General features: G+C 44.5%; 12 protein-coding genes, 16 tRNA genes and 1 rRNA gene (1 of these 29 only partly in view). 25 read left to right on the top strand and 4 right to left on the bottom strand.

The window, feature by feature from the left end; translation table 11 throughout:
• The 17 genes from AC2TDL_RS04345 to AC2TDL_RS04265 form a co-directional block, all read left to right on the top strand.
• Positions 1-1,872, top strand: a 23S ribosomal RNA gene (locus AC2TDL_RS04345); it begins 1,186 nt to the left of the window's first position.
• 88 nt (positions 1,873-1,960) lie between these two features.
• Positions 1,961-2,036 (top strand) — tRNA-Asn (locus tag AC2TDL_RS04340).
• A gap of 4 nt (positions 2,037-2,040) precedes the next feature.
• Positions 2,041-2,131 (top strand) — tRNA-Ser (locus tag AC2TDL_RS04335).
• Positions 2,132-2,157: 26 nt separating this feature from the next.
• Positions 2,158-2,232: transfer RNA gene (locus tag AC2TDL_RS04330), tRNA-Glu, on the top strand.
• Between the two features lie 6 nt (positions 2,233-2,238).
• Positions 2,239-2,314: transfer RNA gene (locus AC2TDL_RS04325), tRNA-Val, on the top strand.
• Positions 2,315-2,352: 38 nt separating this feature from the next.
• Positions 2,353-2,429: transfer RNA gene (locus tag AC2TDL_RS04320), tRNA-Met, on the top strand.
• 24 nt (positions 2,430-2,453) lie between these two features.
• Positions 2,454-2,530: transfer RNA gene (locus AC2TDL_RS04315), tRNA-Asp, on the top strand.
• Between the two features lie 16 nt (positions 2,531-2,546).
• Positions 2,547-2,622, top strand: a tRNA-Phe gene (locus AC2TDL_RS04310).
• 17 nt (positions 2,623-2,639) lie between these two features.
• A tRNA-Thr gene (locus AC2TDL_RS04305) sits at positions 2,640-2,715 on the top strand.
• 6 nt (positions 2,716-2,721) lie between these two features.
• Positions 2,722-2,807 (top strand) — tRNA-Tyr (locus AC2TDL_RS04300).
• A 7-nt stretch (positions 2,808-2,814) separates the two neighbouring features.
• Positions 2,815-2,888 (top strand) — tRNA-Trp (locus AC2TDL_RS04295).
• Between the two features lie 21 nt (positions 2,889-2,909).
• Positions 2,910-2,985 (top strand) — tRNA-His (locus AC2TDL_RS04290).
• Positions 2,986-2,999: 14 nt separating this feature from the next.
• Positions 3,000-3,074, top strand: a tRNA-Gln gene (locus tag AC2TDL_RS04285).
• A 25-nt stretch (positions 3,075-3,099) separates the two neighbouring features.
• Positions 3,100-3,174 (top strand) — tRNA-Gly (locus AC2TDL_RS04280).
• A 10-nt stretch (positions 3,175-3,184) separates the two neighbouring features.
• Positions 3,185-3,258 (top strand) — tRNA-Cys (locus tag AC2TDL_RS04275).
• 20 nt (positions 3,259-3,278) lie between these two features.
• Positions 3,279-3,355 (top strand) — tRNA-Arg (locus tag AC2TDL_RS04270).
• A gap of 40 nt (positions 3,356-3,395) precedes the next feature.
• Positions 3,396-3,479: transfer RNA gene (locus AC2TDL_RS04265), tRNA-Leu, on the top strand.
• 46 nt (positions 3,480-3,525) lie between these two features.
• Here the strand turns inward: AC2TDL_RS04265 and AC2TDL_RS04260 are convergent.
• A complete protein-coding gene (locus AC2TDL_RS04260; protein ID WP_484698966.1) occupies positions 3,526-4,725 on the bottom strand; it encodes a tyrosine-type recombinase/integrase in 1,200 nt (399 codons plus the stop codon).
• A 75-nt stretch (positions 4,726-4,800) separates the two neighbouring features.
• Entirely contained in the window at positions 4,801-4,971 is a 171-nt protein-coding gene (locus AC2TDL_RS04255) for a helix-turn-helix domain-containing protein (protein ID WP_484701039.1), read from the bottom strand.
• Positions 4,972-5,657: 686 nt separating this feature from the next.
• Between AC2TDL_RS04255 and AC2TDL_RS04250 the strand changes: the two genes are divergently transcribed.
• The 3 genes from AC2TDL_RS04250 to AC2TDL_RS04240 all read left to right on the top strand — a co-directional run bounded on the left by AC2TDL_RS04250 (position 5,658) and on the right by AC2TDL_RS04240 (position 8,419).
• Complete coding sequence (locus tag AC2TDL_RS04250; RefSeq protein WP_484701037.1) at positions 5,658-6,218, top strand: hypothetical protein; 561 nt, start codon at positions 5,658-5,660, stop codon at positions 6,216-6,218.
• Between the two features lie 209 nt (positions 6,219-6,427).
• Positions 6,428-7,108: a response regulator transcription factor gene (locus AC2TDL_RS04245; RefSeq protein ID WP_484701035.1), complete on the top strand. Its 681-nt coding sequence runs from the start codon at positions 6,428-6,430 to the stop codon at positions 7,106-7,108.
• 6 nt (positions 7,109-7,114) lie between these two features.
• Entirely contained in the window at positions 7,115-8,419 is a 1,305-nt protein-coding gene (locus AC2TDL_RS04240; protein WP_484698965.1) for a sensor histidine kinase, read from the top strand.
• Between the two features lie 582 nt (positions 8,420-9,001).
• On the opposite strand, the gene AC2TDL_RS04235 is transcribed toward AC2TDL_RS04240, so the two are convergent.
• Entirely contained in the window at positions 9,002-9,385 is a 384-nt protein-coding gene (locus tag AC2TDL_RS04235; RefSeq protein WP_484698964.1) for a sigma-70 family RNA polymerase sigma factor, read from the bottom strand.
• 568 nt (positions 9,386-9,953) lie between these two features.
• Between AC2TDL_RS04235 and AC2TDL_RS04230 the strand changes: the two genes are divergently transcribed.
• Together AC2TDL_RS04230 and AC2TDL_RS04225 are read left to right on the top strand one after the other, a co-directional pair.
• Positions 9,954-10,535 (top strand): RNA polymerase sigma factor, encoded by a 582-nt coding sequence (locus AC2TDL_RS04230; RefSeq protein ID WP_484698963.1) that lies wholly within the window; start codon positions 9,954-9,956, stop codon positions 10,533-10,535.
• Complete coding sequence (locus AC2TDL_RS04225; protein ID WP_484698962.1) at positions 10,525-11,298, top strand: hypothetical protein; 774 nt, start codon at positions 10,525-10,527, stop codon at positions 11,296-11,298. Before AC2TDL_RS04230 ends, AC2TDL_RS04225 begins: the two co-directional genes overlap by 11 nt.
• A gap of 44 nt (positions 11,299-11,342) precedes the next feature.
• Here AC2TDL_RS04225 and AC2TDL_RS04220 read toward each other — a convergent pair whose 3' ends face one another.
• Positions 11,343-11,549, bottom strand: a complete 207-nt coding sequence (locus tag AC2TDL_RS04220) for a hypothetical protein (protein WP_484698961.1) — start codon at positions 11,547-11,549, stop codon at positions 11,343-11,345.
• A gap of 183 nt (positions 11,550-11,732) precedes the next feature.
• On the opposite strand from AC2TDL_RS04220, the gene AC2TDL_RS04215 reads away from it, so the two are divergent.
• The 3 genes from AC2TDL_RS04215 (at position 11,733) to AC2TDL_RS04205 (ending at position 14,203) form a co-directional block, all read left to right on the top strand.
• Positions 11,733-12,170, top strand: a complete 438-nt coding sequence (locus tag AC2TDL_RS04215) for a hypothetical protein (RefSeq protein ID WP_484698960.1) — start codon at positions 11,733-11,735, stop codon at positions 12,168-12,170.
• A gap of 820 nt (positions 12,171-12,990) precedes the next feature.
• Positions 12,991-13,515 carry a hypothetical protein gene (locus AC2TDL_RS04210; protein ID WP_484698959.1) on the top strand — a complete coding sequence of 175 codons (525 nt, stop codon included), beginning with the start codon at positions 12,991-12,993 and terminating at the stop codon, positions 13,513-13,515.
• A gap of 187 nt (positions 13,516-13,702) precedes the next feature.
• On the top strand, positions 13,703-14,203 hold the full coding sequence (locus tag AC2TDL_RS04205) for a hypothetical protein (RefSeq protein ID WP_484698958.1): 501 nt from the start codon (positions 13,703-13,705) through the stop codon (positions 14,201-14,203).
• Positions 14,204-14,613 lie beyond the last annotated feature (410 nt).

Below are 14,613 nucleotides of genomic sequence, written 5' to 3'. Positions count from 1 at the left end.
GCTAAACACACCGCCGAAGCTATGGCAAGTCGTAGGTTTCACTTCTTCTTTGAAGAAGTGTTTAGCGACGATTAACATTCGTCGAAATCAACCGCTAAGGTTGTTCAAGAATTCGACTAAATGTATGTTCTTCAGCTAAACACAAACCATCGAAGTTGAAGTGAAGCCTACGAATTGGGTAGGGGAGCGTTGAATACGGGTTGAAGTCATACCGTAAGGAGTGGTGGACTGTATTCAAGTGAGAATGCCGGTATGAGTAACGAAAAGATAGGTGAGAATCCTATCCGCCGTAAGCCTAAGGGTTCCTGAGGAAGGCTCGTCCACTCAGGGTAAGTCGGGACCTAACGCGAGGCCGAAAGGCGTAGTGGAAGGACAACAGGTTGAAATTCCTGTACCACCGTAGTTGTTTGAGCGAAGGGGTGACGCAGAAGGATAGTGACGCGGACTGATGGATGTCCGTCCAAGCAGTGAGGCTGGTGAGTAGGCAAATCCGCTCATCGAAAGGCTGGGCTGTGATGGGGAGCGAAAATTGCAGTAGCGAAGGTCATGAGTTCAGGCTGCCAAGAAAAGCCTCTAGTGAGACGAAGGTGCCCGTACCGCAAACCGACACAGGTAGGCGAGCAGAGCATGCTAAGGCGCGCGGAAGAACTCTCGTTAAGGAACTCGGCAAAATGACCCCGTAACTTCGGGAGAAGGGGTGCCCCGGTAGGGTGAATAGCCCGAGGGGGCCGCAGTGAAAAGGCCCAATCGACTGTTTAGCAAAAACACAGGTCTGTGCAAAGTCGTAAGACGACGTATACGGGCTGACGCCTGCCCGGTGCTGGAAGGTTAAGGGGAATGGTTAGGCGTAAGCCGAAGCTATGAACCGAAGCCCCAGTAAACGGCGGCCGTAACTATAACGGTCCTAAGGTAGCGAAATTCCTTGTCAGGTAAATTCTGACCCGCACGAATGGCGTAACGAATTGGGCGCTGTCTCAACGAGAGATCCGGTGAAATTTTAATACCTGTGAAGATGCAGGTTACCCGCGACAAGACGGAAAGACCCCATGGAGCTTTACTGCAGCTTGATATTGGACTTTGGTACGATCTGTACAGGATAGGTGGGAGCCTAGGAAGCATGAGCGCCAGCTTGTGTGGAGGCGCCGTTGGGATACCACCCTGATCGTATCGGAGTTCTAACCTGTCGCCCTGAATCGGGCGAAGGGACCGTGTCAGGTGGGCAGTTTGACTGGGGCGGTCGCCTCCTAAAGCGTAACGGAGGCGCCCAAAGGTTCCCTCAGAATGGTTGGAAATCATTCGAAGAGTGTAAAGGCAGAAGGGAGCTTGACTGCGAGACCCACAAGTCGAGCAGGGACGAAAGTCGGGCTTAGTGATCCGGTGGTACCGAATGGAAGGGCCATCGCTCAACGGATAAAAGCTACCCTGGGGATAACAGGCTTATCTCCCCCAAGAGTCCACATCGACGGGGAGGTTTGGCACCTCGATGTCGGCTCATCGCATCCTGGGGCTGAAGTAGGTCCCAAGGGTTGGGCTGTTCGCCCATTAAAGCGGTACGCGAGCTGGGTTCAGAACGTCGTGAGACAGTTCGGTCCCTATCTGTCGCGGGCGTAGGAAATTTGAGAGGAGCTGTCCTTAGTACGAGAGGACCGGGATGGACGTACCGCTGGTGTACCAGTTGTTTCGCCAGAAGCACCGCTGGGTAGCCAAGTACGGAAGGGATAAGCGCTGAAAGCATCTAAGCGTGAAGCCCCCCTCAAGATGAGATTTCCCAAGTAGTAAGACCCCTTGAAGACGACGAGGTAGATAGGCTGGGGGTGGAAGTGCAGCAATGCATGGAGCTGACCAGTACTAATCGGTCGAGGGCTTATCCTAAATGATTCGTAAGATGAGAAACTTTCTATCCAGTTTTGAGGGTGTAAACCTTCAAATAGCTGTTCAAGCTATTATAATATTTTAGCGTTCCCTGATAGCTCAGTCGGTAGAGCACTCGACTGTTAATCGAGTTGTCACAGGTTCGAGTCCTGTTCGGGGAGCCAGTATGGAGAGCTGTCCGAGTGGTCGAAGGAGCACGATTGGAAATCGTGTATACCCTAATCCGGTATCTAGGGTTCGAATCCCTAGCTCTCCGCCAGCACTCTTATTATAGATATAGATTATGGCCCGTTGGTCAAGGGGTTAAGACACCTCCCTTTCACGGAGGTAACAGGGGTTCGAATCCCCTACGGGTCACCAATAAATGGAGGATTAGCTCAGCTGGGAGAGCATCTGCCTTACAAGCAGAGGGTCGGCGGTTCGATCCCGTCATCCTCCACCATATAACTATACCAATATATGAATTGGAAGATATGATGACGCGGGGTGGAGCAGTTCGGTAGCTCGTCGGGCTCATAACCCGAAGGCCACAGGTTCAAATCCTGTCCCCGCAACCAAAAAAGAAGTCCCTTTTGTTGTATGGAGCTGTGGTGTAGAGGCCTAACATGCCTGCCTGTCACGCAGGAGATCGCGAGTTCGAATCTCGTCAGCTCCGCCATCTACGACAACGATTGGGCTCGGTAGCTCAGTCGGTAGAGCAGAGGACTGAAAATCCTCGTGTCGGCGGTTCGATTCCGTCCCGAGCCACCATGATATTCATTACATATGCCGCTTTAGCTCAATTGGTAGAGCAACTGACTTGTAATCAGTAGGTTGGGGGTTCAAGTCCTCTAGGCGGCACCATTGTAAGGGAGATTAGCGAAGTGGCCAAACGCAGCAGACTGTAAATCTGTTCTCTGACGAGTTCGGTGGTTCGAATCCATCATCTCCCACCATTCCTATAGGGGCATAGTTTAAAGGTAGAACAAAGGTCTCCAAAACCTTTGGTGTGGGTTCGATTCCTGCTGCCCCTGCCAAAGGAAGATTAATAGAATATGGCGGTCGTGGCGAAGTGGTTAACGCACCGGATTGTGGCTCCGGCATTCGTGGGTTCAAGTCCCATCGATCGCCCCATTAAAACATGACGCTGGGGATTAGCCAAGCGGTAAGGCAACGGACTTTGACTCCGTCATTCCAAGGTTCGAATCCTTGATCCCCAGCCATTTATTTATAAACAATATTAACTATGCGGAAGTGGCTCAGCGGTAGAGCATCGCCTTGCCAAGGCGAGGGTCGCGGGTTCGATTCCCGTCTTCCGCTCCATAATTAATTTGGCGCCATAGCCAAGTGGTAAGGCAGAGCTCTGCAAAAGCTTTACCCCCAGTTCGAATCTGGGTGGCGCCTCCACAAATCACAAGCAAGAACATGCGGCCTTAGCTCAGCTGGATAGAGCGTTTGACTACGAATCAAAAGGTCAGGAGTTCGAATCTCTTAGGCCGCGCCATCTTTGCTAGCTGAAATAGGGCGCAAAGAAAAGAGAATAAGCCGGTGTGGCGGAATGGCAGACGCGAACGACTCAAAATCGTTTGGAGAGATCCGTGGAGGTTCGAGTCCTCTCACCGGTACCACATTAATAACCAACAGTTCATTAGATTTAATTCTAATGGGCTTTTTTTATATTTTGATGACTTCATTCATCGTATTGGCTGAAGAAACTTTGGAACTGTACTCCAAGTGCGAATAAATATTGGCTGTGGTGGAATAATCACTATGTCCCAGCCACTCTTGAACTTCCTTCATGCTGACGCCATTGGCCAACAACAGGCTTGCACAGCTATGACGAAGATCGTGAAACCGGATATGACGCATGCCATTCTTCTTCAGCACAAGGGCAAAATGTTGGGTGATATAATTGGGTTTGATTCGATCTCCCATGGCATCCACATAAATATAACCGATATAATCCTTGCAGTAAGAACCTTTGAAGAGTTGTTGATTGATTTCCTGCTGCTCCTTCATTTGCACCAGAAGGTCATAGAAAGCATCGACAAGGGGCAGCGTACGAAGACTTGCCTTGTTCTTTGTTCGATCCTTCTCAATCGTGATCAGCTTCCCATCCAGAGAACCAGACGTGACGGTATGCTTGATCGTGATGGTCTTATTGACCAGATCAATGGCAGACCATTTTAGTCCCACCACTTCACTTCGCCTTAATCCATAAAAGGCTCCCAGAATCACAGCTAGTTCAATCTTGGTGCCTTTTACAATTTCCAAAAGTTGATTGACTTCTGAAGCGCTGTATGAGCTGCCTACAAATGGTTCCTTCTTCGGACGAATGATCTTGTCGGCAGGATTGGAAGAAATTCGATCCGTAATGAACGCCTGCTGAAGTGCTGAACGGATATTGGCATGATAATGAATGACTGTGTTAGCACTAACTTTCCATTCATTTAAGGCATGACTATAAAAATCCTGAATGTGATGTGGTTTTAATTCCTGGAGTGTAGTGCCTTTTTCTCGAAAGTAAGGAACGATACGTCCTTTTACTGCGTTAACATACGAGATATATGTGATGAGTTCGATCCTATGCTTCACCGTTTCAAGCCAATCCAGCATGTAGTCTGCAAATAAGGTCTGGTCAACATCTGTGTTTTCTACGATGATTTGTTTTTCCTGTACTTTTTCGGCTTCTTCATTTGGCATTAATTCAAAATTTCTGCGGGCATCCATGAGCAGGGATTCCGCTTTTTTCTTGTTTCCTTTGACGGGCAAGCCCGTAGCGAGCCATTTACTTTTTCGCTTTCCCTCCTCGTTCTTATAATTTAGAACAATGTAAAAAAGACCTTTTTTCTCCTGTAGGTGGCCTGCAACCATGTTTTAATACCTCCTTGGTTAGCAGCACCGATCCCACCATTGACACTTTAAATATACCATAGTAGAATAGATGATTCAATGCACTAAAGCGTCACAGTGGGAAATCGGTTGATGAGTCATAATACTGTGGAGATAAGCAATAATAGCGGCTTTGGGGATTTTATACGCTCTGCCTATTTTGAAGTGGTTGATTTTGTTGGCCTGTAAAAGTTTATATCCAGTCTTGGTGCTAATCCATCCGAGCATTTCACACATTTGAACGACATTGACGACGTATGGGTAATCCTGAAACATGTGCGAATAAGTCTTTAATGTATCCGATGGAATACCAGAGTCGATTTGCATAAACACGACAGCTCCTTTCAAATACAAGGATTAAGGATTATGTATAACAAAAGAATGCGTTCCAAGCTGCGGGTGGTGAGTCCGCACATAGCTTCTTGCGAAGCTCCCCCTCATCCGAGCGGGCTGCCCCCAATGCAGTGACGCTGGCCAGGCAGAAGTATCATGATACCCTCTTGCGGGTCTTGGCGATCAGCCCACCACAGGCTGATTGAAAGCGGAAAAAATCGCTCAAATCCATATTGTTAAACAACATCATGGATTGTCTTGGCGCATCCGCTATCGTCGCTTCCCTGTTACAGGCACAAGAGGAACGTACTTGGAACGGCAAATATTCAGTTTTCAATGAGCAGTAATATGGATTATTAGAGAGACCAATTATCTGACTCCCTCTACATAAAGAAATGGGAAAGCGAAAGTCAAAAAGCAACCTCTGCTTTCCTATTTTTTTATCGATTTAATTCAAAACGCCGAATAGCCAGGATAAATTTTTGTAATGCAACTAAAGGTTCGCTAAAGCTGCCGATGATATAGTGGGACTTGTAAGACAGCTGCTTACAACACAAGGAATGGAGGATTTCAACGTGGAGATGATGAAGAAAAATGAAGCAGGTATATTTAAGAGCAAGGCGGTGAAGGTGATTGCAACGGCTGCCCTGCTGGCGACATTGGGTACTGGCGCTGCCTTCGCAGCCGACGGCAAAAATGCGCTTGTCACAAACGTCTCGCCGGCAGGACAGGTGGAAACAACTCCGATTGCCGAAGTGGAAGGCGGCATTGCCGTAGAGACTCGGGAGGACGGCAAAACGTATTACTCGACAGACGGGGGCAAAACCTGGAGCCTGAACGTCCCTGAAGGATTTGCGATCATCCTGGACGAAGGAGAAGGAACCATTGGCGTGTCTTCCGATGAAGTAACTGCACGGATAGCCAGCGAAGGCGCTTTAGGCGATAATAAATTGGAAGTAGCTACAGGTGCCGAGACAGAGAGCAGCATTGCGGTAGAAGTTCGAGAGGACGGCAAAACGTATTACTCCACGGATGGTGGAAAAACCTGGAGCCTGGACGTTCCCGAAGGATTTGCGATCAGCTTTGATGATGGTAAAGGAACGCTCAGCGTAACCGCGGAGTCAGAAGCCGCAGTTCGTTAGTTGCACGGAAATCCCGATAAACCCAATAACATTGGGCGACCTGACGGGAGAGCGGCCGAGATAGATAAAGGTCCGGAATGGGATGGGGATGAAGAGGCTGCGTTGCAGCCTCTTCATCTTTTGATCGGATAAGGTCAACATGCAAAATGGGTTTTAGTTGAATTAAATGGTCTATAATGAAGATGAGGATAGAAAAAGGAATGGAAACGATGCGAGTACTGATGATTGAAGATGAAATCTATATAGCCGAAGCCATTATGCAAATACTGAGGAAGCATCATTACAGTGTCGATTTGGCGCAGGATGGCGAATACGGACTGGATTGCGCGCTCACCGGCATCTATGATCTGATCGTGCTGGACATTATGCTGCCCAAGCTGGATGGGATTGAGGTGCTGCGCAGGCTGCGCGGCGAAGGGATCGCGATTCCTGTTATCCTCTTAACGGCCAGAGACGCCCCGGAAGAAAAGATACAAGGCCTGGATTTCGGCGCTGACGATTACTTGGCCAAACCTTTTCATCCCGGAGAATTGCTGGCGCGTATACGCGCTTTGGGAAGGAGAACGCCGACATGGATTCCGGACGGCGTTCTGACCTATGAAGACTTGCGCCTGGATCTGCAGACGCTCACGTGTTCCTGTTACGGTCAAGAGATCCTGCTGCCGCTGAAAGAAGCGCAAATCCTGGCAATGCTGATCAAGAGCAGTCCCCGTATCATGTCCAAGGAGAACATGATCGAGAAGCTTTGGGGATACGATACAGAAGCGGAAGGCAATCGTGTAGAAATCCATATCTCATTGTTGCGCAAGAAATTGGCTCAACTTCACACACAGGCTTCGATCCGAACGATTCGGCATGTCGGGTATGTGTTGCGCACCGAAAAGGACTGAGCGCATATGTTTCATAAGCTGCGAAACGCCATGTTATGGTTTAATTTGTCCGTTACAGGCGCTGTAATCGTCGCGGCGTTTGTGGCGATTTATTGGAGTACGTCCAGTAAAGTGTTATCGGACATTGACAGCAGGTTAAAAGCGTTGCCGACCGTTGAGTTTTCCATAGGCGAGGACAGCGTTTCCGGGAATATCAAAGTGGAAGTGTCGGACTCGCTGCCTCCGAACGGCTCCATTGTCGTTCAGACCTCTGAAATGTTCAGTTTGGACATCGATTCGAGCGGCCGTATTGTATCCATTCATTCTACATTCGGGTTGTCGGATCATGTCTACGAGCAAGCGGCGCGGCAAGCTCTGAATCAAAAGAGCGACCGTTCCCCTATCAGCTGGCAAGGCAGGCAATGGCGGTATAAAATCGTTCCTGTCACGCCTGATGCAGATGTACGGTACAACCGTCTTTCTTCGCATTTGGAGGCGCTGAATAAAATCACATTTCTAGATGTGACGGAAAGCTACACCTCCTTGTCCGGATTAAGAAATACGCTGCTGGCCGTAGGAGGGGGCGTGCTTATCGTGCTTTTTCTCATCAGCTATGGCTTTGCAAATCGGGCTGTTCGTCCCCTGCGAGAAGCTTGGAACAAGCAAAAGCAATTTGTGTCGGACGCCTCGCATGAACTGAAAACGCCGCTTTCGATACTGAATGTCAACCTTGGGGTGCTTTATGAAAACAGGAAAGAAACGATAGAAAGCCAATTGAAGTGGCTGGACTATATGCAAAGAGGCATCGATCGCATGACGTACCTGATCCATGATCTGTTGAGGCTGGCACGGCTGGAAGACCAGAATCATCAACCCCATGTGAAGACATTTGATCTCAGCCGCATGGTAAGCGATGCTCTCGCTCCATTTGAAGCGGCAGCCGTCCGGAAACAGATTGTCTTTACACACGCCATCGCTGCGGATGTTCATCTCAAAGGAGAGGAAGAAGGCATCCGGCATGTACTCCTGATCTTGCTGGATAATGCGGTGAAATATGCCAATGAAGGCGGCAACATTCACGTCTCGCTCTCCAAAGCCAAGTCGCACATTCAATTGGAGATTGCCAATACGGGTTCAGGCATTCCGGCTGGGGATTTGCCGCATGTTTTTGATCGCTTCTATCGGGCGGCCGCTTCCCGCAAGCATGAAGACGGCAGTTTTGGTCTTGGTTTGGCGATTGCCAAAAGTATCATCGAGCAGGCGGGCGGCCGCATTGCCGTTCGCAGTGAAGAAGGCGCATGGACTGCACTTACCTGTACGTTTCGAGGATGATTCACAGTTCGGCGATACCTAAGAAGAGGAGTTGTTGTACACAGGCTCTGTTCTCATCTCCATTGTTCCGGACAGGCAGGAGCTTTCTCGTACAAAAATACCCTCCACCCCGTGAGCTTGCAAGGGGAGACTATTCGAGTATGGGGAACCCTCCGCCAAAATAATGTTTTTTATCCGTTTCAATGAACGGCTATATTATGATAGAGAGGCATTAATAGCTAAAGTTGTCTCCTCTATATAAGAAATGGGAGAGCAGAAGTAAAAAGCAACCTCGGCTTTCCCATTTTAAATTTTTTTCTTTAAGCTTGTATTTTTAAATAACGACTGAGATCGAAACGACGAACAGCCAAGATAAATTCTATGGTCAAATGTTGCTTACAGTCCTCGTCAAATAAGCCATGCTGTTGTTAAAGGTTATAAATAAGCGGTTCAAACTTGCATAACAGTTGAGCTTCTGCATCTGGATTGCCTTTTTTGGCCTCCACAAGAAGGAAGAAAATTTGCTGCATGATTATACCTCCCCGCAACTAACATAGAAAAATGCTAAGCTGTTGAAGTTGTCATGTTCCTTTCCTATGTAAGTTAATCCATCATATATTTTCGCAATTTTATTAAAAGCTGTGCCTTTGACTTGCTTACCGCTCGTCTGGTGATGCCAAGAACCTCTGCAATATCCTTATCTGTCATGTCTTCAAAGAACTTCATAAATAGAATCTTTTTTTCATTAGCGTTTAATTTCAGTTTGCTGCCCGCTTGGAGTAACAGGATATAATCCTCACTTGGATAAAGGTGAGAGGGCATGTTAAGAATGCCAATATCAAAAGGCAGATCACTCAGAAAGGTTAACCGATATAGTTCACGGTTTTCTTTCATGTAATAGTCCTTTCTAGCATACTTCAGGCATTTTTTGGCGTAACTAATGAAGGCTCGTCCGACAAGTTCTTTCATTTCTTCATTGACATTCATTTAATATCACCCCTATTCTAGTTCTTATAACTAAATAGGAAGTAGGGGTGGAAAATGCAACCAACTGTCCGAAAAGGGTTTCTAAAGAATTTGTCGGTAGAACAATTTTGAAACACTTCTATGGCGAATTGTTGAAGACCGGGAAAGGTAGAGGAGGGCCTTGCTCATCTTTCTTGCGAAGGGATATAAGCAAATGGAACTTGTTCGTACATAATGGTCATTCAACCGCTCTTTTACAAATGCGTGAATGAACGAATGTACACAAAACGAGGGACTAGAATATCTGAAAGACAGAAATCGATACCTAGCCTTTTAATGTCTCGTTGGCAGCTAATCTGTTTGTTTACTACATCTGGAAAATGAAAATTAATATTGGTATACTGAGTATGTATCTGTAACACTTCTTCTAGTAGGATTGGTTGCCTGACCAATCTTATAGAGTGTTCAGATGTTTTTCTTTTTTTCAAGCACTGTCATTTTTTGACCTACTTTTGACTCACAAAATATACATTCTCTCATACAAAGGCAACAGTGCCTATCTCATAAATCTAAGGGAATGATATAGTTAATGGAGTATTCTGACGAATATTTGCTTCAACTCATCTCACCAGACTTTTATTTATTGGATGAGATTGCACAACGACAGGTTTACCGTTCATTTTACTCTTTGACCTATAACATGGTGTTATATATTATTCAGGATTATGATCTTGCACAAGATGTCATTCAGGAGTCTTTTCTAAAATCCCTGAAGAAAAAGCCTTATACGGAGGATATAAATCATTGCAAAGCATGGCTAAAGCTTACCACTCGAAATGTGGCATTAAATTATTTGCGGAAGTTAAAAAAAATTCGTAAGGAAAGCGACCTGGATAGTGTTTTTATATTGAATGTGGTTTCGCCCTCTGCCGAATCTGTTGAAAAACAAGTTGAGAGCAAACTGTTAAAAGAATTTATAGTAGCTTCATTAGATAATTTGAGACCTGAATACAGAATATTGATTGAGTTGCGGTGGCAAAAACAATACTCCTATCAAGAAATTGCTGATGAGCTTCAAACATTGACAGAAATTATTCAACAAAAGCTTCATCGTGCAAGAAGCGCTTTGCGAAAACAAATCAAGGATTGGATGAACGAAAATGGACGATAAGGAACTGGATCAATTGATTGACGATACAATTAAGGAAGCTCCGACCACCCTCAAGCCTAATATTGATTCATCGTGGCTACAAGTAAAGAAACGCTTGCATCGAAAACAAAAATTTCGTTTAAGATTTCGTTTCGTGACCGTTGCAGTTATTTCATTCATAATCGGGGCCACATTATTCAGCACACCAACTGTAGTTAAAGCATTTACTCCTTTTTATCAGACGGTAAAGGAATTACCGAATCAAATTATGTCATTTTTTTTTGGAAACCAGGATTCTTCTAAAACGGAGCCAAAGACAGAGCCGCCAAAGGATACATTATCAACGCCTCAAGACTCTACTTCAAGTGAAACCGATGCTAATATACTTGAGATTTCTGTAGAGCAGCTTGAAGAGATGCTAAATTTTGATGTACCAAAGTTGAACTTCATTCCTCCCTCCTATTCGCTTTTACGAATTGAGATTACTGAGTCTGGAGCAGAGGTTAAATCTAATCAAGTCGAATTTATTTATCAAAATGAAGAAGAACAAATTTTACGGATACTCTTAAAAAAACTGATTGACAACTCAACTATCGGTTCAGGAGCCAATCGTTCGGGAGGAATAATTAAAACCATTCAACTTCCTGCAGGTGAAGCATATTTGACATTAACAGAGGACGGCTTGAATAAAATTGAGTTACTACAATCCGATATATATGTCCATGTAATAGGACGAGAAAATGAAGAAACATTGATTCAGATTGTTAATAATATTATATATTGAGAAAGAAACATCCCGAATCCGGTTTTGGATTCGGGATGATTTTTCTAAGATCCGATAAGAATGTAAGAACTAACTCGTTCACCTTGTTCGTATGTAGTACCCTGCTGTATCCAGTGAATAGTCTTGGCACGATAATAATACCCCTCCGTAACATTCCAAGTGACACTTGTAGTATATGAATCCTTGTTAGTGGCGCTGCGCTCAACTGGATCAGTCACGTTAACCCATTCAGAACCTGTCCATCGCTGCAAGATAAAAGTGATGCCGATAGAATCAACTTCCTGACTTGCATATGTTTTCCCAGTTATTCTCGCTTTAGTTTGGGAAGGGAGTTGTTCTAAAATGTTGATACCTTCATCTAAGTAATCATGGTCAGGGTCAAAAATACCAAACGGCTCAATAAAATTGAATAGAATAACTGCACAGATGAAACGGTGTCGCTAGAAATAGATTTCGCTTCGCCTAAGGATGACAAAAAAGATAGACTAATTACAACACTGAGCAAAAAGCAACATACAACCTTAACTGGTTTAACCAATACAATTCCTCCTTCAAATTTAAATAAGGTTCTTACAATTATAAACACTTCAAAAGTATATAATCTTATGGTTTTACTGTTGAAAGTTGATAACAAATTATCAAAAGTTTCGATGAATTGCTTCAAAATATGTGTAAGATGTGAAGGGGTTAAGTGTGTATATATTGAGCGAACTGTACAGCGCCATAGAAAACATTGTTTTAGCACAGCATGGCTGCCTATGGACAAAATTCATTGGAATGCTGCAATGAACGAAATTAATGTTGGAATAAGGCGGGGAAGTGTGAAAAATGGAAACAGCGATGGTTTCGGAAAACAACCATCGCTGATCTGAGCATTCAATTATCCTAGATATGCCGATTTATCCAAGCCAAGGCTAGTCAATCAACAAATCTCTTCCTTGCCGAAACCACCTGCTGCCGAATTCGGACACCGTTCGGCAAGCGTAGCGCGACCAGTTTCGTTGTGTGGTATTACGACAGGGCTTGTTAGTACCAGAATGTTTGCCCAATTTCATCAAGATTTCCATTAAAAAAATATTACCAGAGAAGCGTAAGAAAACTATCAGTTGCAGTGTTTTTATTATAGGAGGAGTTGGTTCAACTCTTACATTCTAGTACTCACATATTTTGGGCGTTACTTGAAAACCAGCAAGTTTATTTGCAATCAAACATGATGAATACGATGATCTTTTGTGATGTCATGTATCAGATTGGATTTCGTGGTTGCCAAAATCAACATGTATGTGGAAGCCGCGAGCATTTTGAGGTCATTCGAAGTATTACTACTTAAATTCTGTAACGATTGTATCAAGAATACCAGGTAATAGTGAATTAGTTTTCTGGTATCTTGTTGCAATAAATAAGAGCCAATTTCCATGTAACTTTATAGCGGTAACTGGAAATTGACTCTGTACGCTCTTTGCTATGTTATACAAAGCAAACAGCCTAGATTCTATTATAAACTTTATAATCGCTTTGTACATAGTATAAGGGGTAGTCATTGGGAAAGGAGGGAGTTATTTCTTCAATGTTAAATGCTTGAGTCTTATACTAAAATGCTCACAAGAATTCAGTTGTATGGGTCGTTCAATGGTCATTTAGTTCAACCAGTTCCAAAAACGTTGAATTTTTATTGAAAGGAGAGGACAACAAATGAAAAAACAAGTGATGTTTATTGCTTTGATTTGTTTCGCAATTGTTCTTCTTCCTAGTCAGGCATTTGCGGGGGTGTCAGGCTGGTACTTTAACGGCGGGTTACAAACCGGTAACTATTATGGAGCAAGCGGTAATATTGAATGCGATGTTCTTCAGGACGTCGGAAATGACGCATCTGTTTGGGTAATGGTCGCAGGGGGAGGTTCTAGCGAATATATTCAAGCAGGGTGGGGTAGACATTGGGATCAATCTTCAAACTGGCATTTTTATCAGTATAACGGGGATAGCTTTCTTCACGAAGAAACATCCGTTGCTTCCCCAAATTCAACGTATGCTTATAAAGTAGAACGAACAGGGAATACGTGGACAATTTATATTGATGGTAGTAGCAAAGCTACAGTTAACCATACAAATGATCTTGGATGGACTGCCCAAAGCGCTCAATTTTTCGGTGAAATTCACGATAGTACCGACGATCAAAGTCCTGGAACAGTTACAGACCCGATTACCATGTCTTACTAAAGGTTAAGAGTACCAGTGGAACATGGAGCAATGCTTCTCTAACTAACGTGTACGAAGATTTAAGTCATCAAAGGAATAATGCTGATCCAGGCGATAACACGTTTGAACAATGGGACAACAGGTACAGTTAAATTTTGCAACATTTCTGATAAAGAAGCAGTCTAAATGATAAAGGGAGGTAAGAGCGATGACAGTTAAAGGCAATGCGCGTTTTTGGTATATCATGCTGGGCGTTATTTTAACCGTTGCATTTTTGTTCACCTTACAGCAGGTATCGGCTAAAGAGGCTGGTGACGATGGTGCAGCAGCAGTACCTAATTTGGTTTCAACCGGAGACCAGCAAGTGGATGCGACTCTCCAATCCAAACAAATTTTTTTCTCCGAGCCACAATCTGAAAAAGCCTACATTACAGAAGATGAGGCCATTGAAAAAGCTAAGGCCCATCGGACTGATTTAGCGAAGAAAGCAGAATCAGCAACAGCGCAGTTCGTATTGTATACGAATAAAGTTGATGGAACCGACAATCGTCCAATTTGGTTGGTTACACTTGATGGGGCGGTTGTTGAGGCAAGAGGGCCGAAAGGTACAGAACAAAAGGAGCCTAACTACCCCAATAAGAAAACGTTAATTTATATTGATGCGTCTACGGGAGATGTTGTTCGTCTGTCTTCGCTTGGATATAAATAACTCAATTCCACAAGAAAAAAGAAACCAGCTCCAACTAGAGCTGATTTCTTTACGCTTGGCAGGGCATAGATCTAACGGGTGAAAGTTCCTCGCGCATAGCTGACACGACACGGCTTGTTAGTACCAGAATGTTTGCCCTATTTCATCAAGATTTCCATAAAAAAATATTTCCAGAGAAGCGTAAGAAAACTAGCAGTTGAAGTGTTTTTATTATAGGAGGAATTTCCACTCTTACATTCTAGTACTCACATATTTTGGGCGGTGCTTGAAACCAGCAAATTTATTTGTAATCAAACTAATGAATGTGATGATCTTTTGTGATGTCATGTATCAGACAGAATTTCGTGGTTGCTAAAATCAACATGTATGTGGAAGCCGCGAGCATTTTGGGGTCATTCGAAGTATTGCTA

Source organism: Paenibacillus sp. plas6 (genome assembly GCF_057221655.1).
The sequence above is the reverse complement of the archived record's forward strand: the minus strand, read 5'-3'. Positions and strand labels throughout refer to the sequence as shown.

Coding starts and splice junctions, on each gene's coding strand:
- AC2TDL_RS04260 (WP_484698966.1), bottom strand. CDS start 4,725: ATGGTTGCAGGCCACCTACAGGAGAAAAAAGGTCTTTTTTACATTGTT.
- AC2TDL_RS04255 (WP_484701039.1), bottom strand. CDS start 4,971: ATGCTCGGATGGATTAGCACCAAGACTGGATATAAACTTTTACAGGCC.
- AC2TDL_RS04250 (WP_484701037.1), top strand. CDS start 5,658: ATGATGAAGAAAAATGAAGCAGGTATATTTAAGAGCAAGGCGGTGAAG.
- AC2TDL_RS04245 (WP_484701035.1), top strand. CDS start 6,428: ATGCGAGTACTGATGATTGAAGATGAAATCTATATAGCCGAAGCCATT.
- AC2TDL_RS04240 (WP_484698965.1), top strand. CDS start 7,115: ATGTTTCATAAGCTGCGAAACGCCATGTTATGGTTTAATTTGTCCGTT.
- AC2TDL_RS04235 (WP_484698964.1), bottom strand. CDS start 9,385: ATGAATGTCAATGAAGAAATGAAAGAACTTGTCGGACGAGCCTTCATT.
- AC2TDL_RS04230 (WP_484698963.1), top strand. CDS start 9,954: ATGGAGTATTCTGACGAATATTTGCTTCAACTCATCTCACCAGACTTT.
- AC2TDL_RS04225 (WP_484698962.1), top strand. CDS start 10,525: ATGGACGATAAGGAACTGGATCAATTGATTGACGATACAATTAAGGAA.
- AC2TDL_RS04210 (WP_484698959.1), top strand. CDS start 12,991: ATGAAAAAACAAGTGATGTTTATTGCTTTGATTTGTTTCGCAATTGTT.
- AC2TDL_RS04205 (WP_484698958.1), top strand. CDS start 13,703: ATGACAGTTAAAGGCAATGCGCGTTTTTGGTATATCATGCTGGGCGTT.